This window comes from Streptomyces rimosus subsp. rimosus (genome assembly GCF_000720725.1).
Lineage (GTDB): Bacteria > Actinomycetota > Actinomycetes > Streptomycetales > Streptomycetaceae > Streptomyces > Streptomyces rimosus_A.
In genome coordinates this window covers 134,306-158,612 of record NZ_JOCQ01000007.1, presented here as the reverse complement: position 1 = coordinate 158,612, position 24,307 = coordinate 134,306, and the positions used below count along the sequence as shown (strand labels likewise).

Below are 24,307 nucleotides of genomic sequence, written 5' to 3'. Positions count from 1 at the left end.
TCCCGTACGACTCACGGGCGGTGCGCGGCCTGCGCGAACGCGTTGTGCAGCTGGCGGGTCAGGTCTTCCGGTTCGGCGGGGGCCACGACGTACGACAGGGTGAGGCGGGCCGCTGTCGCGCAGGCGGTGCCCAGTTCGGGGAGGTCCTCCTTGGGCCAGTCGGCCTCCAGTGCGGCCACCGCGCGGTCGCAGAAGCGGCCCACCAATTCCGTCGGTCCCGGCGGCGGCCCCTCCGCGTGCGCCCCCGCGCCGCCGGCGCGCGCCGCGCGCTGGCCCGGCACTCCGCCCGCCGGCGTGGGCAGGCGCTCACTCCAGCAGCCGGTGAGCGCGGCCCGTATCAGCGGATTGGTCCGCGCGGCCCGCACGGTCCACGCGGCGGCCGCCACGACACGCCCCTCGACGCCGCCGCCCGCCGTCGGCCCCGCTTCCTCCAGGGCGCGGGTCACCCCGGCGAGATAACCCTCCGTCTCCCGCCGCACCAGGGCCCGGGCCAGCCCTTCCTTGCTGCCGAACTCGTTGTAGAGGGTCTGCCGGGACACCCCGGCCTCGGCCGCGACATCGACCATCCGGACGCCCGCCCACGGCCTGGCCGCGAGCGCCGCGTAGGCGGCGTCCAGCAGGGATTCACGCGCTGTAGGCATCGTCGCCTCCCAGGCCGCCGGCCCAGATGGCCGGTGTGCGCCACAGGATTGACTCACCACCAGGGGCTGTCAAGGGTCCGTACGCGCCGGGGAACCGTGGTCATGTGGCTCGTCCCGTATACCAATCGATACTGTTCGCACATGCCCGACTATCACGATGACCTCCGCCTCGGCCACGTCCTGGCGGACGCCGCCGACGCCGCGACCATGGAGCGGTTCAAGGCACTCGACCTGAAGGTCGAGACCAAACCGGACATGACCCCGGTGAGCGAGGCCGACAAGGCGGCCGAGGAACTGATCCGTGGTCATCTGCAGCGCGCCCGCCCGCGGGACGCCGTGCTGGGCGAGGAGTTCGGCAGCGAGGGCTCCGGCCCGCGCCGCTGGATCGTCGACCCCATCGACGGCACGAAGAACTATGTGCGCGGGGTCCCGGTCTGGGCCACGCTCATCGCCCTGATGGAGCGCGGCGAGGGCGGCGACCGCCCGGTGGTCGGCGTCGTCTCCGCGCCCGCGCTCAACCGCCGCTGGTGGGCGGCGGAGGGCCTGGGCGCGTACACGGGCCGCAGCCTCACCTCCGCGAGCCGCCTCCAGGCGTCACAGGTGGGCCGCATCCAGGACGCCTCGTTCGCGTACTCCTCGCTCACCGGCTGGGAGGAGCAGGGCCGGCTCCCGGGCTTCCTCGAACTGTCCCGGGACGTCTGGCGCACCCGCGGCTACGGCGACTTCTGGCCGTACATGATGGTCGCCGAGGGCTCGGTGGACATGTGCGCGGAGCCGGAGCTGTCGCTGTGGGACATGGCGGCCTGCGCCGTCATCGTGCAGGAGGCGGGCGGCCGGTACACCGGCCTGGACGGCGTGCCGGGGCCGCACAGCGGCAACGCCGCGGCCTCGAACGGCCTGCTGCACGAGGAACTGCTCAACTACATCGGCGACGGGCGCCGCTGAGGCACCCTCCGGGCCCCGTACGCGCGTACGGGGCCCGCCCCCGGGGGCGTGGAAACGGCAATCGTCCGTTCCGCGCCCCTTGTTGCCTCCCCGGACGCATGTGAACATGAGAACACCGAAGCTTGTGAACTTGTGAAATCCTTCGCAAGGTGCCCCCGCAAGCGTCAAGGAGGTGGCTCCATTCCATGCCCATGTACGTGCGCAACGCCATGAGCACGGTGGTCCTCACCATCGGGCCCGCCCACACCCTGCGCCAGGCGGCCCGCCTGATGTCGGCCCGCCGCATCGGCGCGGCCGTCGTCCTCGACACCGACACCAGCGGGCTCGGCATCCTCACCGAGCGCGACATCCTCAACTCCCTGGGCGCGGGCGAGGACCCGGACCGGGAGACCGCGCAGGCCCACACGACCTCGGACGTGGTCTTCGCCGCGCCCGGATGGACGCTCGACGAGGCCGCCACCGCCATGGTGCACGGCGGCTTCCGCCATCTCATCGTGCTCGACGGCCAGGAGCCGGAGCCGGTGGGGATCGTGTCGGTCCGCGACATCATCCGGTGCTGGTCCAGGGTTCCGGAACAGTCCCCGGCCCCCGAGCGGGAGCGGGTCGACGCCGTACCGGCGTGACCGCACCCGCGCCACGGGTACGCGAAGAGGCCGGAGCCCATCGGCGTCCGGCCTCTTCGGTGTTACGGCAAGGGATGGGTCAGCCGCGCAGGGCCTGGACCGCGGCCTCCAGCCGCTTGCCGTAGTCGGGGTCCGCCTTGCGGAAGTTCTCGATCGCGCGCTGGGCAATGTCGTCGCGCGAGACCTTGGAGATGAAGCCCGCCAGGTTGTCCACCAGGCGCTCCTTCTCCTCTTCCGTCATCAGGCGGTACAGGTTGCCGGCCTGCACGAAGTCGTTGTCCTCGGCGTGCGAGGGCGCCTCCGTCTGGCCGGTCGTGCCGCTCACCGCGATCGGCTGCCACAGCGGGCGGTCGGTCTGCACCGGGCCGCCGAAGCTGTTCGGCTCGTAGTTCTTCGCGCGGCCGTGGCGGCCGTCGTAGAGGTAGCCGTCGCGGCTGTGCGTGCGGGACTCGGCGGCGTGCGGGCGGTTGACCGGCAGGTGGTCGGCGTTGATGCCGACGCGGTAGCGGTGGGCGTCGGCGTACGCGAACAGCCGGCCCTGGAGCATCTTGTCGGGCGAGGGGCCGATGCCCGGCACGAAGTGGTGCGGGGAGAAGATCGACTGCTCGACCTCGGCGAAGACGTTCTCCGGGTTGCGGTTGAGCTCCAGCTTGCCGATCTCGATCGGCGGGTAGTCCGCGTGCGGCCAGACCTTGGTCAGGTCGAACGGGTTGAAGCGGTACGTCGCGGCGTCGGCGGCCGGCATGATCTGCACCTGGACGGTCCAGCTCGGGAACTCGCCGCGCTCGATCGCCTCGCGCAGGTCGCGCTGGTGGCTGTCCGGGTCCTCGCCGGCGAGCTTGGCGGCCTCGGCCGCGGTGAGGTTCTTGATGCCCTGGTCGGTCTTGAAGTGGTACTTGACCCAGAAGACCTCGCCCGCCTCGTTGTTCCACTGGTAGGTGTGCGAGCCGAAGCCGTCCATGTGGCGGTACGAGGCCGGGATGCCGCGGTCGCCGAACAGCCAGGTCACCTGGTGGGTGGCCTCGGGCGACAGACCCCAGAAGTCCCAGACGTTGTCCGCCTCCTGGGAGCCGGTGTACGGGTCGCGCTTCTGGGTGTGGATGAAGTCGGGGAACTTGATGGCGTCCTTGATGAAGAACACCGGGGTGTTGTTGCCGACGAGGTCGTAGTTGCCCTCTTCGGTGTAGAACTTCAGCGCGAAGCCGCGCGGGTCGCGGACCGCGTCGGCGGAGCCGAGGTTGCCGGCGACCGTGGAGAACCGCAGGAAGGTCTCGGTCTGCTTGCCGGCCTCGGAGAGGAACTTGGCGCGGGTGTAGCGCGACATGTCGGCGGTGGCCGTGAAGGTGCCGTACGCACCGGCGCCGCGGGCGTGCACCACGCGCTCCGGGATGCGCTCACGGTTGAAGTGCGCGAGCTTCTCGATCAGGAGCTGGTCCTGGATGAGCCCGGGGCCGCCGACGCCGGCCGTCTCGCTGTTCTGGTTGTCCGCGACCGGTGCCCCGGCCTCCGTGGTCAGCGGTCCGGTGCTGCTCTGTACCGACACGTGCGCCTCCTGAGTCATGAACCTGCCCTTGGCTTGCGCCGAAACAGATCCTACATTGGACATTGTCTAAGTCAAGATGATCCCGAAACTCGTACCGAATCCGGTGATGGACGGACCACTGCTACCCTTGGCCTTATCTGACTGATAGGTGATTGGCATGAGTGACCTGCTGGAACGGCTCCGGGGACGCGGCTGGCGGCTGACCGCGCAGCGACGCGTCGTCGCCGAGGTCCTCGACGGGGACCACGTCCACTACACCGCTGACGAGGTGCACGCGAAGGCGACCGAGCGCCTGCCGGAGATCTCGCGCGCGACCGTCTACAACACGCTGGGCGAGCTGGTCTCGCTCGGCGAGGTGCTGGAGGTCAGCACGGACGGCCGCGCCAAGCGGTACGACCCCAACGCCCACCACGACCACCAGCACCTGGTGTGCTCGCGGTGCGGGACGATAAGGGACGTGCACCTGGACAGCGACCCGCTCGCCGCACTGCCGGTGCCGGAACGCTTCGGCTTCCAGGTCTCCGAGGTGTCGGTGACGTACCGCGGCATCTGCCCGAACTGCCACTCGCACAGCTGAACCACGGCGGCGGCCGCGCCCTCGCGCGCCGGCGCCGGCCCCAGGAAGAGCCCGCCCGGGACGGCGCGGGCTCTTCGGCGTGCGCGCACCCTTCGCACCACCGGCACCAGGGATTACGTCCCGCACCTCGGGTACCCGGCCTGGACCCGCATCCCGACCAGGAAGGGACCCTACTGATGGTGCGCAAGAAGGTCGAAGGCGACGAGGACCAGCGCCGCGCGGCGGCCCGTGAGGCCCGCGAGGCCGGCGAGGCCCCCAGTGCCCGGCAGGCGACCACCGGCGCCTCCAAGCAGCGCGCGCACGAGCCCGAGAAGGCGGCTCATGAAGAGCGGGTCGCCACGCGGCACCGCGGCAAGCAGGACGAGCCGCACGAGCCGGTGCTCCCGCCCCCCGAGCGCTCCGAGAAGCTGCCCTCGTACGGCGGCGGGCGCTACACCCCGGCCCACGAAGAGACCCTCCGCGCGCTCACCGAGGCGCAGGAGGAGCACGGCGGCGACGGCGTGTACCTCCAGGACATCGCCCGGCGCTCCGGGCGGGAGCCGGAGGAGACCCGCGTCCTGGTGCACGATCTGGTCGACACGTTCCGGGTGGCCAGTGAGCTGCAAGGGACCGAGGACCCCGACATGGGGCAGCGGTACGAGGTCAAGCCCCGGGGGCAGTGACACAACATGTCCCCTTGGTGGCGTTTTCACCGGAATCGCCGGGGCACCCGGGCCGCAGGAGGTGGTCGCCGTGCCCGAGCCCGGCAGCAAGAGTTACGACACCCGCCGCGCCCGGCTCCGCAAGGACGCCGAGAACAGCGGAATCAACGATCAGCAGGCCAACCAGGAGGCCAACGAGACCCTCCAGGACGAAGAGGGATGGCGCAGCAGAGGCCCGCGCACCGAGCGCGGCCGGGGCCCGAAGGGCGAACGCCGCGGCGAGTGACATCACCCGCACACGGGCCCCGCGTCACGACACGGCTAAGGCCCGGATCCGAGGGATCCGGGCCTTAGCCGTTCAGTAGCGGGGACAGGATTTGAACCTGCGACCTCTGGGTTATGAGCCCAGCGAGCTACCGAGCTGCTCCACCCCGCGTCGTTGTGTCTCTAGTCTACGCACACGGCGCCGACCAGCGCAAATCACTGTCCGTTGCGCTGGGGGCGGGGATTGCGGGGCCGGGATTTGCGGGGCCGGTGGTCGGCGGTCGGCCGGGGGTGCCGTACGGGCCAGGGCATGCCGTACGAGCTGGAGCGCCGTACGAGCTGGGGCGCGCCGTACGGAGCGCCCCGCCCCGTACGGCACCCGTAACCGCGGCCTACGCGGTCAGCTCCTCCTGAAGCGCCTCGCGCAGCCGTGCCGCGCGCTCCGCCACCTCCGGCGGCCCCAGCTCCACCGCCCGCCGGCACCACTGGTGCCCCTCGGCGAGCGCGCCGCGCCGGGCGGCGAGCAGCGCCAGGCGCAGGGCGGCGCGCCCATGGCCGTCCTCGGCCGCACGGGTCCACCACAGCTTGGCCTCGGGGAGACTGCCCTCACGCGCGAGGAGCAGGCCGAGGTTGAAGGCGCCGTTGCGGCTGCCCGCCTCGGCCGCCGCGCGGTACCAGCGCGCGGCCTCGACCACGTCGCCGCGCGCCGCGGCGAACATGCCGACCCGGACCTGGGCGCGCCGGTGCCCCTGCTGCGCGGCGTGCTCGTACCACCGGGTGCACTCGTCGTCCTGCCGCCGCTCGACCGCGCCGCCGTCCCGGCGGTCCAGCAGGTCGGCGAGGCGGAACGCAGCCTCGGCGCTGCCGCCCTCCGCCGCGCAGCGCAGGTTCCGCTCGGCGGACTCCGTGTCGCCGTCGCGCAGTTGGACGATGGCGACCTGGAGGGCGGCCTCGGTGTGGCCGGCCGCGGCGGCGCGCTCGTACCACTCGTGCGCCATCCGCTCCGCGCCGCGCTCCGCGTACAGGATGCCGAGGTTGAAGGCGGCGTCCACGCTGCCCGCCTCGGCGGCCTTGGAGAACCACGGCTCGGCGCCTGCCGAGTCGCCGCGCTGGAGCAGCATGATGGCGAGCGCGTTGGCGGCCTCGCGGTGCCCGGCGTAGGCGGCGCGGCGGTACCACTGCTCGCCGCGGCCGTCCCGGCCCTGCTCGGCGCAGAGCAGGCCGATGTTGTAGGCGCCGTTCACATCGCCCGCGTCGAGCGCGGCGCGGTACCAGCGCTCGGCGGTCTGCGTCTCGCCGCGGTCGGCGTGCAGCGCGCCCAGCGCGTTGGCGGCGTTGCCGTCGCCGTCCTGGGCGGCGCGGCGCCACCATTCGGCGGCGCTGTCCTCGTCGCCCGCGTCGCGCAGCAGGAAGCCCAGTGCGCAGGCGGCCCGCGCCTCGCCGCCCTTGGCGGCGGTCAGGTACCAGCGGCCGGCCTCCTGGGTGTCGCCGCGCTCCTCCAGGAGCGTGCCCAGATGCAGGGCGGCGCGGCGGTGCCCGCGGGCCGCGGCCTGGCGGAACCACTGCTCGGCCTCGGCCTCGCCGGCGGCGTCGCGCCCGCCCACGGCCTGCGCGCGGTCCTCCAGGAGGCGCGCGAGGCGGTACGCGGCCTCGCGGTGCCCGCGCTCGGCGGCGGCCCGGAACCAGCGCTCGGCGCCCACGTCGCCGCGGTGCTCCAGGAGGTCGGCGAGGGCGTACGCGCCCAGGCAGTGGCCCGACTCGGCGGACTGGCGCAGCCAGTACTCGGCGGCGGGCTCGTCGCCGCGCTCACGGTAGAAACGGCCCAGCGCGTGCGCCGCTGCCGCGGATCCGGCGACGGCCGCGATGCGCCACCAGCCCGCCGCCTCGTCCGCGTAGCCCCGCTGGTGCAGGAGGACGCCGAGGTTGTTGGCGGCGGCGCGGTCGCCCGCCGCGGTGGCGGAGCGCAGGTACGGTTCGGCGCCGTCCAGGTCGCCGCGGCGCAGCAGCAGGGCGCCCAGCACGCTCATGGCTCCGGTGTCGCCGGCGTCGGCGGCCCGGCGCTGGTTCGCTTCGATCACGGCTTCGGACGCCTCGGCCGGGGCGTCGGCCTCGATGGCGTCCAGCGGCATCCGGTCGTCACGCTGGTCCGGAAGCACGGTCTCCCGTACGTCCGGCGTCTCGGATTCGCGCCCGTCGTCGGGCGCGTGCACAAACCGGCCTGTCTCCAACAACCTTGCCTTGTCCCCCATGAGGGCCATCGTCGCACCACCCGCAACCCGCGTACACCTGGTATACCGCAGCCAGTGAGGTCACTACAGCGTTTTGTCGACTTCCCGATACAGAGACATGCCAAACTCCGTTCCCTCCAGTTCCGTTCACACCTGAGGACGGTGCGCCTCGTCGGGCGTGTCGCCCGGAACGCCGTCCGGGGGCGTCACCCCGCACACGACGAAGGCCCGGATCCCAAGGATCCGGGCCTTCGTTTCCAGTAGCGGGGACAGGATTTGAACCTGCGACCTCTGGGTTATGAGCCCAGCGAGCTACCGAGCTGCTCCACCCCGCGCCGTTGTGCCTCCACGGTACCACGGCAGGGAGGTGGTGCCCGGCCCACGGGGGGCCGGGCCTTCGTATCAGCCGCTGCCGGCGCCGCCGTTCTTGCCGGCGTTGCCCTTCTGCGCCTTCTTCTCCGCCTCGGCCGCCCGGTCGAGGGCCGACTTCAGCTTCTTCTGCGCCTCGCCGTAGCCGCCCCAGTCGCCGTCCCTGCGGGCCTTCTCGCCGTCCTCGTACGCCTTCACGGCGTCGTCGAGGGCCTGCTGGACCGTCTGGTCGGCCGGCGGCTGCTGACCTGTGTCGCCGCCGCCCGGCGGGTTCTGGTTGCCGGAGCCCGGCGGCTTCTTGCCGAAGACGACGTCGAGCGCCTCGGCCAGGTTGTTGCCCAGCACGGGGTCGTTCTCGCCGTAGCTGACCAGCACCTTCTTCAGCAGCGGGTAGTTGGTGCCCGCGCCGCGCAGATAGACCGGTTCGACGTACAGCAGGCCGCCGTTCATCGGGACCGTGAGCAGGTTGCCGTACTCGATCTCGGAGTCGCCGAGTTTCTTCAGGATGTTCAGCTCATTGGCGATCTTCGGGTCGGAGTTGAACTTCGACTGGACCTGCTGCGGACCGGGCACCGGCGTCTGGGACGGCAGTTTCAGCACTCTGATCTTGCCGTAGTCGGCGCTGGTGGCATTGGCGTCCACCGCCATGAACGCGCCCAGGTTGTCGCGCTTGTTGGGCGTGAACGTCGTGGTCAGCGCGAAGGTCTGGGCCTTCTGGTCGGGCATCTTCAGGCTCTGGTAGTACGGCGGCACCGAGTTGCCCGACTTGTTCGTCGGGTCGTTCGGGACCTGCCAGCGCTCGCTGCCCGTGTAGAAGGTGTTCGGGTCGGTGACGTGGTACGTCGTCAGCAGCTGGCGCTGCACCTTGAAGAGGTCCTGCGGGTAGCGCATGTGCTCCATCAGGGACTTGCTGATGGAACTCTTCTTCTCGACCGTCCCGGGGAAGGACTTCATCCAGGTCTTCAGGACCGGGTCCTTGGTGTCCCACTCGTAGAGCTTGACCGAGCCGTCGTAGGCGTCGACCGTCGCCTTGACCGAGTTACGGATGTAGTTGACCTGGTTCTGCTGGGCGACGACCGCCCGCTGACCGTCGGTGAGCGAGTCGGCGGTGGTGTCACCGAGCGTGGTGCGCGAGGCGTACGGATAGCCGTTGCTCGTCGTGTAGGCGTCCACGATCCACTTGATCCGGCCGTCGATGACCGCCGGGTAGGCGTCGCCGTCGATGGTCAGCCAGGGAGCGACCGCCTCCACGCGCTCCTTGGGCGTGCGGTTGTACAGGATCCGCGAGCCCTCGCCGATGGCGCCCGAGTAGAGGATCTGCGGCTCGCCGAACGCCACCGCGTAGGCGGCGCGGTTGATCGGGTTGGCGAGGTTCACCCCGCTCTTGCCGGTGTAGCTGTAACTCTTCTCGCCGCTCTTGTCGGAGGAGTAGTCCAGCTCCTTCTGCGGCCCGCCCACGATCGAGTACTGGGTGGTCTTCTCGCCGTAGTAGACGCGCTGCTCGTACGGCCCGAACTGGCCCTTCGACGGCAGCTCGCTCTCGGTGTAGTCCGGCTCGCCGCCCTCGGCGAACGTGGTGCCCTTGGCGGCCACCGCGCCGAACCCGTGGGTGTACTTGAAGTGGTCGTTGATCCAGTTCCGCTCGGAGACGCCGTTGAGGTTCAGCTCGCGCAGGCCGATGACGGTGTCCTGGTCCTTGCCGTCCTTGTCCTTGTAGCGGTCGACGTCGAGGGTGGACGGGAACTGGTAGTAGCTGCGGACCTGCTGGCGCTGCTGGAAGGACGGCGAGACCACGTTCGGGTCGAGCAGGCGCACGCTCGCCGTGGTGTCGGCGGCATCCCGCAGCTTCTGCCGGTCCGCGTCGCCCTTCGGCTTGTAGTTGCCGTCGTAGCCCTGCACGTCGACACCGTTGATGTCGTACGCGTCCCGCGTCGCCTTGATGTTCTGCTTGATGTACGGCGCTTCCTTGGCCTGCTCGTTCGGCTGGACCTGGAACTTCTGCACGATGGCCGGGTACAGGCCGCCGATGAGGACCGCGGAGAGCACCATCAGGCCGAAACCGATGACCGGCAGCTGCCAGGTGCGCCGCCACAGCGTCGCGAAGAAGAGCACCGCGCAGATCGCCGCGATGAAGAACAGGATCGTCTTCGCCGGGAGGTAGGCGTTGGCGTCCACGTAGCGCAGGCCCGTCCACCCGTCGGCGGACTTCAGGCCACTGGACTTGACCGCCAGGCCGTACCGGTCGAGCCAGTACGCGACGGCCTTGAGCGAGACGAAGATGCCGAGCACCACGGACAGGTGGCCGGTGGCGGCGGCCGTCGCGCGCGAGCCGGGGCTCGTCAGGCGCAGCCCGCCGTACAGGTAGTGGGTCAGCGCCGCGGCGATCAGGCACAGCACCGCGCAGGCGAAGCCGAAGCTGAGCAGGAAGCGGTACCAGGGCAGGTCGAAGGCGTAGAACGAGACGTCCTGGCCGAACTGCGGGTCCTTCTGGCCGAACGGCACGCCGTTCACCCACTGGAGCCACGTACGCCACTGGCCGGAGGCCGAAGCGCCGGCGATCAGGCCCACCACGGCGGTGACCGCGATCAGCGCCCACTTCTTGTACGGCGCGATGCCCATCCGGTAGCGGTCCAGGCTCTGCTGCTCCATGGACATCGCGCTCAGCGGCGGCCGCAGGCGGTGCGCCAGCCAGATGTTGACGCCGACCGCGGCGGCCATCAGGGCGCCGAAGGCGAAGAACAGGCCGATCTTCGTCCACAGGGTGGTGGTGAAGACCGAGGAGTAGTCGACCGACCGGTACCAGAGCCAGTCGGTCCAGAACCCGGAGAACATGACGAAGAGCATGGCCAGCACGGCCAGCACGCCCAGTGTCATGAACAGGGTCCGAACCCGCCGGGACGGCCGGCCCACTCTGATCCGTGGCCCTGTCGGGCCTCCGCCGCGGTCCGGCATCTGGAAAGCCAAGGTGCGCACCTCGAAGTTCGCTGTCGTGTTGAGCAGGCCCGGCGATAGTAGGACCCACTGTTGCAACTTACTAAGGCTTTACTCGGTTCCCGATTTCCGGGGTCCGCAGGGCACGATATTGGGCATGGACAACCTTCCCGTCGACGGCACCCCCCTCGCCGCCAGCCCGCTGACCCGTGCCGTACTCGAAATCGACGAGTACGCCGCCGGGCTCGGCTGGGACCAGCCCGCCCGCCTCTTCGCCCTCGTGGACACCGCCCGGCTCCGCGCACAGGAACCCTCGCTCGCCGAACAGCTCGGCATCGACGACAGCACCACCGCCTCGCTCACCCCGGTGGAGCAGGACGAGGTCCCGGCCGAGGTGCCGCTGGACGAGTTCCTGGCCACCATCGGCTGGCCGGATGCGGTGGCCGGCTGCGCGATGACCGTGGAGCGGCTGATGCTGCCGCCGTCCGCCGAGGACTCCGTGCCGGAGGGCATGGACGAGGCCCAGCTCGCGAAGTGGGTCGCCGGCCACCCGGACCGCCAGGAGGTGCGGATGACGGTGGCCGTGCTGCGCGACGGCGAGCGCGAGTCGGCGCTGCGGCTGCGCGAGAAGGACGCCACCTCCGAGGTGCTGACCGGCTCGCAGCTGGTGCCGGGCCTGGCGGACGCGCTGGCCGCGACCTTCGAGGGCTGACCGGGCCGACGCAGGACCGTCCGGGGCCGGGCCCACCGCCCGGCCCGCGGTCGTTGTGTGACCGGCCCCGGGCCCGTACGGACCGGACCGGCTACTTGTTCGCGGGGCAGCTCGGCAGGCTCGCCGTGTCGCCCTTGCGGATCTTCTCCAGGGACGTCAGCGCGTCGCGGATGGTGTCCACCTTGACCAGGCGGAGGCCGTCCGGGTGGTCGTCGACCACGGCCGAGCAGTTGTCCTTGGGGGTGAGGAAGTACTCCGCGCCCTTGTTGCGCGCGCCGACGACCTTCATCGCGATGCCGCCGATCGGGCCGACCTTGCCGTCGGCGTCGATCGTGCCCGTACCGGCGATGAACTTGCCGCCGGTCAGGTCCTCGGGCGTGAGCTTGTCGATGATCCCGAGGGCGAACATCAGCCCGGCGCTGGGCCCGCTGACGTCGGCCAGCTTGATGTCGACATTGAACGGGAACGTGTAGTCGATGCCGGCCTGGATCCCGACTATGGACCGGCCGTCCTTCGCCTTCGCGGCCGTGACGGTGACGTCCTTGGTGGGCCCCTCGGGCTTCTTGCCCTTCTTCTGGGCCGCGGCCGCCTCCTTGGCCGGGATGACCGTGAAGACCGCCGGCTCGCCCGGCTTGTGCTTGGTCACGAGCTTGGCGACGTCCGTGTTGGCCTTGATCTCCGTACCGTCCACGGCCTTGATCACGTCACCGGCGTGCAGCTTGCCGTCCGCGGGGGCGTTCTTGACGACGGATGCCACGACCGTCTGGGAGCCGACCGGGATGTCCAGCTGCTTGAACGCCGCGACCTTGGCGCTCTCCAGGGACTGGGTGAACTCCTCGGCGTTCTGCTGGTCGGACTGCTCGGCCGTCTGGCCCTCCGGGTAGAGGATCTTGTGGGGCACCACGATGCTGTCGTGCTTGAGCCAGCCGTAGACCGCTTCGAGGAGGTTCATACGGAACTCGGCGCCGGTGACCCGGACCGTGACCATGTTCAGGTTGCCGGAGGTGGGATACGTCTTGTGGCCGGAGATCTGCAGCACCGGCTCGCCCTTGTCCTCACCGAGGGTGTTGGTGGTGGGCCCCGGATACATCTCCGAATACGGGACGGGGATCACCAAACCGGCGCAGAGCAGCGCAATCAGCATCACGAGGGAGGCGAGCAGCGTCGCGGTGCGGCGTGGCATGGAACGACAGTACGGGACGCCTCCGACACCCGGTCCCCGGGGCCGTCCGTCCGGGGGCGGGGCGCGCGAGGGCGGCGGACAACCGGAGCCGCGGCGGCCGCTTGCGGCTGCGTACGCCCGCCGCGGCCCCGGTTCATTCCGTCATGCTCATGCCGCGTCGGAACCGGAATGCGCCTTCTCGGGCTTTTCCATCGCTTCCCGGAAGCGCGCATACCCCGCCAGTTCCGCGACATCCCCGGTCCTGCGGTTGCGTGATGCCCAACTGCTCCACACGACGGCGGCGATGGCGGCGAGAACCGGAATCAGCAACCAGAGGAGCGCTCCCATAGCGGCCTCCCGACCCCTTGTAACAACCGCAACGACGAATAAGCAGATTAACCATCTGCCAGGTCAACGCTTACGCCAGGGGCCGGGTTACGCAACTGGAGCGCACGTAAAGGCTTTACCGAAAACCACCCGGAACGGGCGCCACCGCCAGGAACCGGCCGTCAGCAGGCACCCACCCATTCCTCGGTGCCGTCCGAAAAGCGCTGGTGCTTCCAGATCGGCACCTCGTGCTTGAGATCGTCGATCAGCCGCCGGCAGGCCGCGAACGCCTCCGCGCGGTGCGGACAGGAGACCGCGACGACGACGGCCAGGTCACCGACGGCCAGCTCGCCCACCCGGTGCACCGCGGCCATGGCGCGTACGGGGAAGTCCGCGGCCACCTTCTCGGCGACGCGGCGCAGTTCGGCCTCGGCGCTCGGGTGCGCCGAGTACCCGAGGGCGTTCACATCGGCGCCGCCGTCGTGGTCCCGGACCGTGCCGACGAACAAAGCCGTCCCGCCGGCCGCCGGATCGCCGACGGCCGCGAAGACCTCGTCCAGGGAGAGCGGGGTGTCCCGGACGGCGAGCAGGCGGATCGGGTCCGCAGCGCTCTGCTCACCGGGGTGGTCATACATGCCTGGCATGCCCCCATCGTGCCGCATGGGAAGGCGCCGCGTGGCATGGCCTTTCCACCGGTCCTGCGAAAGGCCGTATGGAGGCTTCTACAGGCGGGCGGCCGCCGCGGCCTCACGCCCCGTGCGAAGGGCCGCCCCGCGACTGTACGAGGGCTTCTCGTGGCCGTACGGAGGCGCCCCGCAACCGGCCGCGAAGGCCCCGCCGACCGGACCTCAGATGCGGCGGCGGGCCTTGCGGGCCCGGCGTACGAGGGCGGCGGTGCCCAGGAGAGCGACGGTCGCGCCCGCCGCACCGGCCGCGGTGGCGTCCTTGCGGCCCAGCCGGCGGCCCGCGACGGTGTGCCGGCCCGCGACCTCCTCCAGCAGCTCGGCCAGCACCTCCTCGTTCGTCCACCGGGGGCGCCAGCCCGCCTCGTGCAGCCGGCTGCCGCTGACGACCCACGGGTGCATCGTGTACGCCAGGTCCCCGGCGGGCGACGGCGTGAGGCCGATGCGGTGCAGCCGGGCGGCGGCGCCGAGCGCCACCGAGGACGGCAGCTCCATGCGCCGGATCCCGGACAGCTCCTCGACCTCCTCCTGCTCCAGCCAGCCGTCGCAGCCCACCGCCAGCTCGCCCTCGACCTTCTCCAGCGCGGCGTACATCAGGGCGCTGACCAGGTCCTCCACGTGGCAGAACTGCCAGGCGGGACGGGAACCGGCGACGACGAGCAGGCGCGGCGACTCGAAGTAGCGGGTCAGCGCGGTGTCCGTACCGCCCACCAGGACGGTGGGGCGCAGGACGGTGACGTTCAGGCCGGGGTGCGCGCGGGGCGCGCGATGTGCCAGGCGCTCGATCTCCAGGAGGTCGCCGACCCCGGTGGCGTCGGCGGTGGCCCGCAGCTCGGCGTCCTCGGCCAGCGGTACGTCGTTGTCCGGGAGCGCGCCGTACACCATGGCGGAGGTGCACAGCACGACCCGGTGCACGCCGGCGGCCGCGGCGGCCGTGAGGACCGTCTGCGTACCCCGGACGTTGTACGCCGTACGGGCCGCGGCGTCGGTCTCCAGGTCGAGGTCGAGGGCCAGGTGCACGACGACGTCCGCGCCGCGCAGCTTGTCGGCGATGGCCGGGTCCCGGACGTCCAGGACGTGCCAGTGGGCCTCGGTGGCCTCGCCGCGCCGCTCGTCGATGGCCACCACCCGCTTGACCTCGTCGGACTCGGTCAGCGCCTGGGTCAGCAGGGCGCCCACGCCGGAGGCGGCTCCGGTGACCGCGACGACGGGGCGGCGCAGCGGCCTGGCAGGCGCGTCGTCCGCCTGCCTGGCTGCGCTTTCGGTCTCGGCAGCGGCGTTTCGCGCTGCGCGAACGGTCGGATCTGGGGAACTCACCGGGCGTCTCCAGCGGTTGTCTTCAGTGCGTAGGCGTGCTGACGCGTACGTACCAGGTGGCGTCCATCCTGCCGCAGGCACCGGGGCGGCGAAGCACCGAGCCCCGATGCGGGCGGGGTGTCTAGGCTGGAAGAGAATGTCGGGCAGCCGCCGCCGGCCCCGGGCCGGCGGCCCTACGAGCCGAGGAAACCCGTGAGTGACACCCCATTTGGATTCGGCCTTCCGCCGGAGGAGCCGGAGGACGGCGACAACGGCAAGAAGAAGGGCGGCCAGGGAGGTAGCCAGGGCCCCGCGAACCCGTTCGGATTCGGCGGCGGGAGCGGCGGCGCGGACAATCCGTTCGCGGCGCTCTTCGGCGGCATGGGCGGTCCCGGTGGCGAGATGAACCCTGGCGACCTCGGTGCCGCCTTCCAGAAGCTGGGCCAGATGCTCTCCTACGAGGGCGGCCCGGTGAACTGGGACATGGCCAAGGACATCGCGCGCCAGACGGTCGCGCAGGGCGCCGAGGACGGCACCAAGGACGCGAGCGTCTCCCACGGCGAGCGGGCGGCCGTCGAGGAGGCTGTGCGCCTGGCCGACCTCTGGCTGGACGGCGTGACGTCGCTGCCCTCGGGCGCGAGCACCGTGCTGTCGTGGAGCCGCGCCGAGTGGGTCGAGGAGACCCTGCCCGTGTGGAAGGACCTGGTCGACCCGGTCGCGGAGCGCGTCGGCGCGGCCATGGGCGACGTCCTGCCCGAGGAGATGCAGGCCATGGCGGGCCCGCTGCTCGGCATGATGCGCTCCATGGGCGGCGCGATGTTCGGCACGCAGATCGGGCAGGCGCTGGGCGTCCTGGCCGGCGAGGTCGTCGGCTCGACGGACGTCGGGCTGCCGCTGGGGCCGGCCGGCAAGGCCGCGCTGCTGCCGGGGAACATCGCCAACTTCGGCTCCGGCCTCGGCGTCCCCGAGGAGGAGGTGCGGCTCTACCTGGCCCTGCGCGAGGCCGCCCACCAGCGCCTCTTCGCCCATGTGCCGTGGCTGCGCTCGCACCTGTTCGGCGCGGTCGAGGGGTACGCCCGCGGGATCAAGGTCGACACGACCAAGCTGGAGGACGTGGTCGGCCAGCTCGACCCGCAGCACCCCGAGGAGCTGCAGAACGCCCTCCAGCAGGGCATGTTCCAGCCCGAGGACACCCCGGAGCAGAAGGCGGCGCTGGCCCGTCTGGAGACCGCGCTGGCCCTCGTCGAGGGCTGGGTGGACGCGGTGGTGCACGCCGCCGCCTCCCCGCACCTGCCCTCGGCGGACGCGCTGCGCGAGACGCTGCGGCGGCGCCGGGCGACCGGCGGCCCGGCCGAGCAGACCTTCGCCACCCTGATCGGCCTGGAGCTGCGTCCGCGGCGCCTGCGGGACGCCTCGCGGCTGTGGGCCCTGCTGACGGACGCGCGCGGCCTGGACGGCCGGGACGCCCTGTGGGAGCACCCGGACATGCTCCCGACGGCCGCCGACCTGGACGACCCGGACGGCTTCGTCCACCACGAGCAGCTGGACTTCTCCGAGCTGGACAAGATGCTCGGCGAGGCCGCCGGCGGCGGCACGGCGAAGCCGGACCTGACCAAGGAGACCGACGAGGACGGCGGCCGGGGCGGCTCCGAAGAGGGCGGCAAGCCCGGGGGCGACGGCGAGAAGTGACCCTTCACGACGACGCGGCGCGGGTCCTCAAGGAGTGGCCCGCGCCGTCCCCTGAGCAGGACCGGCTGCGGCTCGCCTACCTGGACCACCTGGCCGCCCACCCGGACGGCATGGGCAAGCCGTGCAAGGACGGGCACATCACCGCCAGCGCCCTGGTGATCGACCCGGCGCGCGGGCAGGTGCTGCTCACGCTGCACCGCAAGCTCAAGATGTGGCTCCAGATGGGCGGGCACTGCGAGCCGGAGGACGCGACGCTCGCGGACGCGGCGCTGCGCGAGGCGCGCGAGGAGTCCGGCATCACGTCCGGGCTGACGCTGCTGGGCGGGCCGGTGCGCCTGGACCGGCATCTGACACCGTGCGCGTGGCACCTGGACGTGCAGTACGCGGCCCTGGCGCCCGAGGGGGCCGAGGCGGCGATCAGCGACGAGTCGCTGGATCTGCGCTGGTTCCCGTACGACGAGGTGGCGGACGTGGCGGACGACTCGGTCGTACGCCTCGTGGAGCGTACGCGCGCGCTGCTGTAGAGCGCGCCCGACCGCCGCGCGCCCCCGGATGAGGGACGCGCGGCGGTCGGCTCACAGGCGCGCGGCCGGTGCGCCTCAGTTGGTGAAGATGTTGCCCTGGTTCTGCCCGTGGGCGCCCTGCTGGCCCATGCCGAACTGGGCGGCGAGCCCGGAACCGATGACGGCGTTCTGCGGCGGCAGCAGCTCGCTGGGCTGGACGAGCGCGTAGCCCTGTCCCAGGAAGCTCAGCTCCCAGCCCTCGCCCGTGTTGCCGCGGCGCCGCCACACGCCCGAGGAGTGCGTCTGCGCCTGCATCTGTACGCGGAGCGAGGCGGACCAGGCGACCACCGCGTCGGCGTCGGCGTTGACGTACTTGTCCGGGGTGACCTGCATCATCAGCGGCTGGCCGGAGGTCATCAGGACGACCTTGCCGCGGCCGGAGATGTTGAGCTGGTACTTGCCGGTGCCGGAGATCCCGTACTGGCTGTCCACCGAGACGACCTCCCAGTGGAGGCCGGAGTCCAGCGCCAGCACGTAGTTGCTGTCCACGGTCAGGCCGTCGTGGTCGACGTCCATGACGTGGACGTACTGGGCGAGGTTGGCCAGGTAGACCGTGCCCTGTCCGGAGACGCGCATCAGGTCCAGGCCCTCGCCCGACATCGCGCGGGCGTGCTGCTGCCCCGGCGTCTGGTAGTTCCCGTCGAATTCCAGCAGTCCCTGGTAGGCGACCATGGTGCCCTTACGGGCGAGCAGGTCCTCGTGGCCCTGCAGGGCGACCCGCAGCAACTGCGGGTTCTGGAGGGCGAACCGGTCCTGGGTCTGCGCCTCGGTATGGGCAAAAAGCGGACTCTGCATGATGGCTTGATCCCCCTCAGCCCCGGGCCCGGAGCCGGTCGGTGCTGTCCTCACTGGGCTGTACGACGACGAAGCCCTGGCCGGAGAAGCCGAGCTGGTACGCCTCGCCGCTGCCGCGCCCGATCATCGAGGACGCCTTGAAGCTGCGCTTGCCCTTCATCTTCAGGTTGGTCGACCAGGCGACGAGCGCGTCGGGGTCGACGTACGTCTCGTCCTCGCCGCGCCCGCAGTCCACCACGATCGGGGTGCCGCGGGAGGTCAGCGCGACCCAGCCGGTGCCCGAGATGCCGACGTTGAAGAGTCCCTGGCCGGCGAACTTCGCCATGCCCTTGACGCGCTGCACGCCCCACTGGAGGTGCGCGTCGAAGGCCAGGAGGTTGGTGCCGTTGACGGAGAGCGCGTCGCCGTCGAGGTTGATGCAGACCACGTCCGCCCCGTAGTCGGCGAGGTAGAGCAGGCCGTCACCGGAGCACTTCATCAGGGGCGCGCCCTCGCCGGTCAGCCACTGGGAGGCCATCTGGCGGACCGCGGGCGGGTTCGGCTCGTACTGGACGAAGCCCTCGTAGGCGACCATCGAGCCGGTGCGGGCGAAGACGTCCTGGCCGCTCTGCATGGCGATCTTGACCATGGCGCTGCCGTGGTTCTCCATCCGGGCCGCGGGCGCGGTCGGGGCGTGGCCCGGGATTTGCTGTTCGTACATGGCGGGCTCCCTCAGACCTCGTAGGGCTGGACGACGATGAAATTGCCGGGCGCGCCGCGGAACTGGAGGTTCACGGTCTCGCCGGAGTGGCCCGGATAGGCGTGGCGGCGCAGGCTCACCTGACTGGAGATGATCACCTGCGAGCCGGCCGACCAGGCGACGATGGCGTTGGCGTCCGCGAAGGTCGTCGGGGTGACCGGGAGGACGACCGGGGTGCCCCGGGTCTTGACGACGACCGTGCCGGTGCCCTGGAACTGCATGGTGAACAGCGCGCCGCCCGGAATGCCGTGCCCCTCGATGCGGCGGACCTCGTGCTGGAGCGACTCGTCGAAGGCGAGCACGCTCTCGGCCGACACGCAGATCGCGTCGCCCTGGAGCTCGATCGGGTGCACATGGGCGCTGTTGTCCGCGAAGAACACCTGGCCCTGGCCCGTGCAGCGCATCAGCTGCATCTCCTGGCCGGTGGCGTTGCCCACGATGCGGCCCCGGATGCCGGCGCCCTTGTAGCTGAAGTCGACCTTGCCCTGGTAGAGGACCATGCTGCCCTGGCGGGCGAGCACCGGCTGTCCGTCGATGCCGAGGTCGGCGCGGATCAGCTTCTCGTTCTGCGGGGTCCACCGCTGACCGGTCGGGGCCTCGCGGTACTTGTCCAGGACGACGCCGAGGCCGGGCCCCTGGGCGGACGGCTGCCCGTACGGAGACGGCTGGCCCTGCGGAGCGCCGTACGGGGCCGGGGCCTGCTGGCCGGGGAACTGGCCGACCGGCTGGCCGTACGGGGCCTGGGGCGGCGCCTGAGGGGCTGCCTGGGGCGGCTGGCCGTACGGAGCGGGCGGTGCCTGCTGGTACGGGTCCTGGCCGAACGGCGGCTGCTGGCCGGGGAGCTGGGCCGGGGGGCCGGTCGGCGGTGCCATCGGGGCCGCGATAGTCGGGGCGCCGTGCATCGGCGGAGCTGGCGGCTGGGCATGCGGCTCCGGCTGGGGTGGTGCCGGGGGCTGCGGTGCTCCGTAAAGCTGCTGGCTCTGCGGGGCGCCCTGGGGCGCGCTCGGGGGCGCACCGAAGGCCGGGGCGGGCGGCTGCGGTGCGGCGGGCGCCGGGACGGGCGGCTGCGGTGTGGCGGGCTGCCCCTGCGCCGTCGGGACCGCGAAGCCCGGCGCGGGCTCGGAGGCGGCGGGCGGCGCGAAGCCCGGCACGCCGCCCTGCGGCGCGGGCTCAGGCGCAGCCGCGGGCTCCTCCTCGGCGACCTCGCCGCCGAAGTTCTTCAGCAGCGCCTCCAAGCCGCCGTCGAAGCCCTGCCCGACCGCGGCGAAGCGCCACTCGCCCTTCAGGTAGAAGTCGCCGAGCATGACGGCGCGCTCGGTGGTGAACTCGCCGCCGTTGAACGCGTAACGGGCGACCTCCTCACCGCCGGCGACGATGCGCAGGTAGCCGGGCCCGACCTGGGACATCTGTCCCGCGCCGTCCAGGGTGGCGGTGAAGGAGAGCTTCTGGATGTGCTGCGGTATCCGGTCGAGTGTGACCCGGAAGGACTCGGTGTCGCCCGCCTGCGGGCCGAGCTGCTGGATCGCGCCCTCGGGCGACGCGGGCTGGTTGAAGAAGACGAAGTACCGGTCGTCGGAGAGCCGCTCGTCCGCGTCGAGCCCGAAGCAGCTGATGTCGAAGGTCAGGCCGGAACCCGCGATCTGCACGCCCACGTACAGATCCGTCCCGGCCGTCAGATCACTGATCCTGGCCTTGTGGCCCCGCTGGAATTCCCTGGCCATACGTAACGACCGTCCCCCGCTCCCGCTTCGCGCTCTGATTGACGTCGCGCCAGGCTAACCGCTGCCGCTGACGGCGGGCGATGCCGGGGCGCGGCACAAAGCGTGCCGAACCGGCCTCATTCCGTACGGGCAGCGGGCAAATGCGGCAGCCGCTCCGCCGCGACCACGCCTTCGAGATAGCCGCGCGCCCGCTCCGTGCGTGGGTATGACTCCAGGAGCTGCCAGAAACGCTGTCCGTGACCGGGGACGAGAAGATGCGCCAGCTCATGGAGGAGCACATAGTCGATGACGTACTCGGGCATGCCCTGGAGCCGGTGCGAGAGGCGGATGCTGCCCTCGGCGGGCGTGCAGGAGCCCCAGCGGGTGTTCTGGTTGGTCACCCAGCGCACCGTGGCGGGCCTGGCCCGGCCGTCCAGGTACTGGAGCGACAGGCGCTCCGCGCGCTCGGCCAGCTCGCCGTCGCCGAGCATCCGCCGGCTCTCCTGCGCGGCGAGCTTGTCCAGCATCACCGTCACCCAGCGCCGCTCCTCCGCCTCGGACATCCGGGCCGGGATCAGCACGATGGTGCGGTCGCCCTCGCGGTAGGCGGAGACCGTACGGCGGCGCCGCGAGCTTCTGCGCACCTCGACCGCGCTCGTCGCGGAGCCGCCGGTCGCGGGGCGCGCGGCGGTCCTGCGTTGGGGGTCTGCGGCTCGGCGCAAAGGGTCGGCGGGCACGCCCCGACGTTACCCGCTGCCCGCGCGGGAAGTCCCGTCCCCAGGTTCTGCCGTGCGACCGAAACACTCCAAGGCAGTCATGGCTTGTACGACTATTGCCTGCCGCCTGTGGACAACTTCCGATGCCCGTCCGGCGGCCGGGGCATGCTGACAGCGCTGGACGAGATCCGATCGACGGGGGACGGATTCATGCATCCGATGGTGAAGCCCGCGCTGCGACGCGGCTGGCGGGACCGGGAAACGGTGCGGTTCGGGGTGGCCCCGGCGCACGCGGTGGAGCTGGGGCCGGTGGACACGGCGACGGGCAGCTTTCTGGCCTTGATCGACGGCACGCGCAGCCTGGATCAGCTGGCGGAAGCGGCCGAGTCGCTGGGGCTGTCCGCAGAGCGCGCGCGGCGGGTGGTGGACCGGCTGGGGCGGGCGGGCCTGCTGGACGCGCCGTCGGCGGGCGGTCCGGCGGCCGAGTCGGTGCGGTCGGACGCCGCGGCCTTCGGGCGGCTGCGGGCGGATCTCGCGTCGCTGTCGGTGCGGCATCCCGAGGCCACGGGTGGACTGGAGCGTATGGGAGCGCGCCGTGCCATAAGGGCGCGGGTGCGCGGCGCGGGGCGGGTGGGGGCCTCGGTCGCGGCCCTGCTCTCGGCGGCGGGCATCGGGCGGGTGGAGGTGCAGGACGGCGGGACGGTCGAGCCGTGGGACGTGCTGCCGGGCGGTGCGCGGGCGGAGCACATCGGCATACGGCGCGACACCGCCGCCCGCGGCCTGGTGCACCGGGCCTCACCCTGGTCGCGCGGGAACCACACCGCGGAGGCGCAGTCGGAGGCGGGCGAACCGGGTCTTGCGCTCGTCGTGATCACACCGCGCGACGGCCTCGCCGCCTACGCTCCCGACCCCGACCTGGTCGAGCCGTTCCTGTCCGCCGGTATTCCGCACCTGTTCGCCGGCGTGGTCGAAGGGACGGGTGTGGTGGGCCCGCTGGTCCTGCCGGGCGGCTCTTCCTGCGCGGGCTGCCTGGAGCTGCGGCGTACGGACGCGGAGCCGGCCTGGCCGCGGCTGCTCGCCCAGTGGCGCTCGGGGCGCGGGTCACCGGCCGTTCCGGCGTGCGACGCGGCGCTGGCGGCGACCGTGGCGGGGCTGGCGGCCGTGCAGGCACTGGCGTATCTGGACGGTCAGTTGCCACCCTGCACCGGGGCCCGGATGGAGGTCGCGCTGCCGTGCGCGGACTGGCGGACGACCCGGATCGCGCCGCATCCGGAGTGCGGCTGTGGCGCGGCGGGGCCGGCCGACGCCATGGGTGCCTCGGAACCGCGACGGCGACACGTAACAATGGCGGAGTAACCCCGGTTGGGGACAGTGTGAGTTGGAGGGGCGAATGTCAGATCTTCCCCGCAAGGCGGTCACCCGCACCGCCAAGCTGGCCGCGCTGCCACTGGGATTCGCCGGCCGTGCCACCTGGGGGCTGGGCAAGCGGATCGGCGGCAGGTCGGCGGACCTCGTCGGCCGCGAGCTCCAACAGCGGACCGCCGAACAGCTCTTCCGGGTGCTCGGCGAGCTGAAGGGCGGCGCCATGAAGTTCGGGCAGGCGCTGTCCGTCTTCGAGTCGGCGCTGCCGGAGGAGATCGCCGGCCCGTACCGCGCGGCGCTCACCAAACTTCAGGAAGCCGCGCCGCCGATGCCGACAGACACGGTGCACAAGGTGCTGGCGGAGCGGCTCGGCGAGGACTGGCGCGAGCTGTTCACGGAGTTCGACGACAAGCCGTCGGCCGCCGCCTCGATCGGGCAGGTGCACCGCGCGGTCTGGCACGACGGCCGCGAGGTGGCCGTCAAGGTCCAGTATCCGGGGGCGGGCGCGGCCCTGCTCTCCGATCTGTCGCAACTCGGCCGGTTCGCCCGGCTGCTCGGTCCGCTGATCCCCGGCATGGACATCAAGCCGCTGATCTCCGAGCTGCGCGACCGGGTCTCCGAGGAGCTGGACTACGCCCTGGAGGCCGAGGCCCAGCAGGCGCACGCCGAGGAGTTCGCCGACGACCCGGACGTCCTGGTGCCCGCGGTGATCCATCAGGGCGACCAGGTGCTGGTGACCGAGTGGATGGACGGCATCCCGCTGTCGGAGGTCATCGCGGACGGCACCGAGGAGGAGCGCGACCGGGCCGGGCAGCTCCTGGCCCGCTTCCTCTTCTCCGGCACCGCGCGTACGGGCCTGCTGCACGCCGATCCCCACCCGGGGAACTTCCGCCTGCTGACCGGTGACGCCCCCGACGGCCCGCCGGAGAAGTGGCGGCTGGGCGTCCTGGATTTCGGTACGGTCGACCGCCTGCCGGACGGCCTGCCGCCCACGATCGGTACCTCGCTGCGCATGACGCTCGACGGCGAGGCCGAGGCGATCTACGAGCTGCTGTGCGAGGAGGGCTTCGTCAAGGAGTCCATCGAGCTGGACCCCGACGCGGTGCTGGACTATCTGCTGCCGATCATCGAACCGGCCCAGGTGGACGCGTTCACCTTCACCCGCTCCTGGATGCGCAACCAGGCCGCGCGCATAGCCGATCCCCGGTCCCCCGCCTACCAGCTCGGCCGCCAGCTCAATCTGCCCCCGTCCTACCTGCTCATACACCGCGTGACGCTGAGCACGATCGGCGTCCTGTGCCAGCTCGGCGCCACCGTCCGCCTGCGCGACGAGCTGGAGTCCTGGCTCCCGGGCTTCAGCCCGGCCGGCACCGCGCCGTCCGTACCGGAACAGGATCGGCCCACAGCGGAGGAGACCACGGCCTGACCCGCCCGCGCCCTGCCTCCGCACCGCGCGGCGCGCGGTCGAACCTCGCAAACCCACCTCGCGATCTCACCCCGCGGTCTCATCTCGCGGGGACCGGGTCCAGGTGGGACTCGATGGTGGGGAGGCAGGCACGGGTGCAGGTGTCGCAGAGGTGCTGGCGGGCGCCGTTGACGATGGTGCAGGTCCAGGTCGGCGCGGCGCCCTCGGCCACGGCACCGCACCCGGCGCACACCGCGTTGCCGGTCGCCAACTCCGCCTGTTCGTATGTCTTCTGGTTCATCAGCCGACAATATCCCCGGCACCGCCGGGAAAGGGGCACAACGCCCTCAGGGGCCGCCCAGTTGGACAGCCCCTGAGGTACGTGGTGTTGCGTGG

Annotated in this window: 23 protein-coding genes and 2 tRNA genes; 10 read left to right on the top strand and 15 right to left on the bottom strand. The window is 71.7% G+C overall.

Annotation, left to right across the window (positions count from 1 at the left end; all coding sequences use genetic code 11):
• Positions 1–11: 11 nt before the first annotated feature.
• Complete coding sequence (locus tag IH45_RS0105900; RefSeq protein ID WP_032916864.1) at positions 12–641, bottom strand: TetR/AcrR family transcriptional regulator; 630 nt, start codon at positions 639–641, stop codon at positions 12–14.
• A gap of 141 nt (positions 642–782) precedes the next feature.
• Here IH45_RS0105900 and hisN point away from each other — a divergent pair, with 141 nt between their 5' ends.
• Positions 783–1,586, top strand: coding sequence for a histidinol-phosphatase (hisN, locus tag IH45_RS0105895; RefSeq protein ID WP_030662410.1), 804 nt, complete (start codon positions 783–785; stop codon positions 1,584–1,586).
• 191 nt (positions 1,587–1,777) lie between these two features.
• On the top strand, positions 1,778–2,209 hold the full coding sequence (locus IH45_RS0105890) for a CBS domain-containing protein (protein ID WP_030662407.1): 432 nt from the start codon (positions 1,778–1,780) through the stop codon (positions 2,207–2,209).
• A 79-nt stretch (positions 2,210–2,288) separates the two neighbouring features.
• Here IH45_RS0105890 and IH45_RS0105885 read toward each other — a convergent pair whose 3' ends face one another.
• The gene (locus IH45_RS0105885) at positions 2,289–3,770 is read right to left on the bottom strand and encodes a catalase (RefSeq protein ID WP_030662404.1); all 1,482 of its coding nucleotides are present in this window, start codon (positions 3,768–3,770) and stop codon (positions 2,289–2,291) included.
• Between the two features lie 139 nt (positions 3,771–3,909).
• Here IH45_RS0105885 and IH45_RS0105880 point away from each other — a divergent pair, with 139 nt between their 5' ends.
• The 3 genes from IH45_RS0105880 (at position 3,910) to IH45_RS0105870 (ending at position 5,256) form a co-directional block, all read left to right on the top strand.
• Positions 3,910–4,329 (top strand): Fur family transcriptional regulator, encoded by a 420-nt coding sequence (locus IH45_RS0105880; RefSeq protein ID WP_003987106.1) that lies wholly within the window; start codon positions 3,910–3,912, stop codon positions 4,327–4,329.
• Between the two features lie 176 nt (positions 4,330–4,505).
• Complete coding sequence (locus tag IH45_RS1000000147710) at positions 4,506–4,991, top strand: hypothetical protein (protein ID WP_030662400.1); 486 nt, start codon at positions 4,506–4,508, stop codon at positions 4,989–4,991.
• A 70-nt stretch (positions 4,992–5,061) separates the two neighbouring features.
• A complete protein-coding gene (locus tag IH45_RS0105870) occupies positions 5,062–5,256 on the top strand; it encodes a hypothetical protein (protein WP_030662398.1) in 195 nt (64 codons plus the stop codon).
• Positions 5,257–5,332: 76 nt separating this feature from the next.
• Here the strand turns inward: IH45_RS0105870 and IH45_RS0105865 are convergent.
• From IH45_RS0105865 to IH45_RS0105850, 4 genes are all read right to left on the bottom strand, one after another.
• Positions 5,333–5,406 (bottom strand) — tRNA-Met (locus IH45_RS0105865).
• Positions 5,407–5,626: 220 nt separating this feature from the next.
• Positions 5,627–7,483: a tetratricopeptide repeat protein gene (locus tag IH45_RS0105860; protein ID WP_394298658.1), complete on the bottom strand. Its 1,857-nt coding sequence runs from the start codon at positions 7,481–7,483 to the stop codon at positions 5,627–5,629.
• 240 nt (positions 7,484–7,723) lie between these two features.
• Positions 7,724–7,797 (bottom strand) — tRNA-Met (locus IH45_RS0105855).
• A 67-nt stretch (positions 7,798–7,864) separates the two neighbouring features.
• Positions 7,865–10,783, bottom strand: coding sequence for a UPF0182 family membrane protein (locus IH45_RS0105850; protein ID WP_078897294.1), 2,919 nt, complete (start codon positions 10,781–10,783; stop codon positions 7,865–7,867).
• Between the two features lie 136 nt (positions 10,784–10,919).
• Between IH45_RS0105850 and IH45_RS0105845 the strand changes: the two genes are divergently transcribed.
• Positions 10,920–11,474 (top strand): PPA1309 family protein, encoded by a 555-nt coding sequence (locus tag IH45_RS0105845; RefSeq protein WP_030662390.1) that lies wholly within the window; start codon positions 10,920–10,922, stop codon positions 11,472–11,474.
• Positions 11,475–11,565: 91 nt separating this feature from the next.
• Here the strand turns inward: IH45_RS0105845 and IH45_RS0105840 are convergent, their stop codons facing one another.
• From IH45_RS0105840 to IH45_RS0105825, 4 genes are all read right to left on the bottom strand, one after another.
• On the bottom strand, positions 11,566–12,657 hold the full coding sequence (locus IH45_RS0105840; RefSeq protein WP_030662387.1) for a YlbL family protein: 1,092 nt from the start codon (positions 12,655–12,657) through the stop codon (positions 11,566–11,568).
• A gap of 147 nt (positions 12,658–12,804) precedes the next feature.
• Positions 12,805–12,984: a hypothetical protein gene (locus IH45_RS0105835; protein WP_030662384.1), complete on the bottom strand. Its 180-nt coding sequence runs from the start codon at positions 12,982–12,984 to the stop codon at positions 12,805–12,807.
• Between the two features lie 161 nt (positions 12,985–13,145).
• Entirely contained in the window at positions 13,146–13,625 is a 480-nt protein-coding gene (locus IH45_RS0105830; protein ID WP_078897278.1) for a molybdenum cofactor biosynthesis protein MoaE, read from the bottom strand.
• Between the two features lie 186 nt (positions 13,626–13,811).
• Entirely contained in the window at positions 13,812–14,963 is a 1,152-nt protein-coding gene (locus IH45_RS0105825; protein WP_030662377.1) for an SDR family oxidoreductase, read from the bottom strand.
• 192 nt (positions 14,964–15,155) lie between these two features.
• Here IH45_RS0105825 and IH45_RS0105820 point away from each other — a divergent pair, with 192 nt between their 5' ends.
• Positions 15,156–16,631 (top strand): zinc-dependent metalloprotease, encoded by a 1,476-nt coding sequence (locus IH45_RS0105820; RefSeq protein ID WP_030662374.1) that lies wholly within the window; start codon positions 15,156–15,158, stop codon positions 16,629–16,631.
• Positions 16,628–17,155 (top strand): NUDIX hydrolase, encoded by a 528-nt coding sequence (locus IH45_RS0105815; RefSeq protein ID WP_030662371.1) that lies wholly within the window; start codon positions 16,628–16,630, stop codon positions 17,153–17,155. The genes IH45_RS0105820 and IH45_RS0105815 overlap by 4 nt, the downstream gene beginning before the upstream one ends.
• 75 nt (positions 17,156–17,230) lie before the next feature.
• Here the strand turns inward: IH45_RS0105815 and IH45_RS0105810 are convergent, their stop codons facing one another.
• From IH45_RS0105810 to IH45_RS0105795, 4 genes are all read right to left on the bottom strand, one after another.
• Positions 17,231–17,989: an AIM24 family protein gene (locus tag IH45_RS0105810; RefSeq protein ID WP_030662369.1), complete on the bottom strand. Its 759-nt coding sequence runs from the start codon at positions 17,987–17,989 to the stop codon at positions 17,231–17,233.
• Between the two features lie 16 nt (positions 17,990–18,005).
• Positions 18,006–18,689, bottom strand: a complete 684-nt coding sequence (locus IH45_RS0105805; RefSeq protein WP_030662367.1) for an AIM24 family protein — start codon at positions 18,687–18,689, stop codon at positions 18,006–18,008.
• An 11-nt stretch (positions 18,690–18,700) separates the two neighbouring features.
• The gene (locus IH45_RS0105800; RefSeq protein WP_030662365.1) at positions 18,701–20,449 is read right to left on the bottom strand and encodes a TerD family protein; all 1,749 of its coding nucleotides are present in this window, start codon (positions 20,447–20,449) and stop codon (positions 18,701–18,703) included.
• Between the two features lie 116 nt (positions 20,450–20,565).
• Positions 20,566–21,165 (bottom strand): M48 metallopeptidase family protein, encoded by a 600-nt coding sequence (locus IH45_RS0105795; RefSeq protein ID WP_032916863.1) that lies wholly within the window; start codon positions 21,163–21,165, stop codon positions 20,566–20,568.
• Between the two features lie 198 nt (positions 21,166–21,363).
• Here IH45_RS0105795 and IH45_RS0105790 point away from each other — a divergent pair, with 198 nt between their 5' ends.
• Together IH45_RS0105790 and IH45_RS0105785 are read left to right on the top strand one after the other, a co-directional pair.
• Positions 21,364–22,500 (top strand): TOMM precursor leader peptide-binding protein, encoded by a 1,137-nt coding sequence (locus IH45_RS0105790; protein WP_032916875.1) that lies wholly within the window; start codon positions 21,364–21,366, stop codon positions 22,498–22,500.
• A gap of 34 nt (positions 22,501–22,534) precedes the next feature.
• Positions 22,535–23,932: an ABC1 kinase family protein gene (locus tag IH45_RS0105785; RefSeq protein ID WP_030662357.1), complete on the top strand. Its 1,398-nt coding sequence runs from the start codon at positions 22,535–22,537 to the stop codon at positions 23,930–23,932.
• Positions 23,933–24,011: 79 nt separating this feature from the next.
• On the opposite strand, the gene IH45_RS0105780 is transcribed toward IH45_RS0105785, so the two are convergent.
• Positions 24,012–24,212, bottom strand: coding sequence for a hypothetical protein (locus IH45_RS0105780; protein WP_030662354.1), 201 nt, complete (start codon positions 24,210–24,212; stop codon positions 24,012–24,014).
• Positions 24,213–24,307 lie beyond the last annotated feature (95 nt).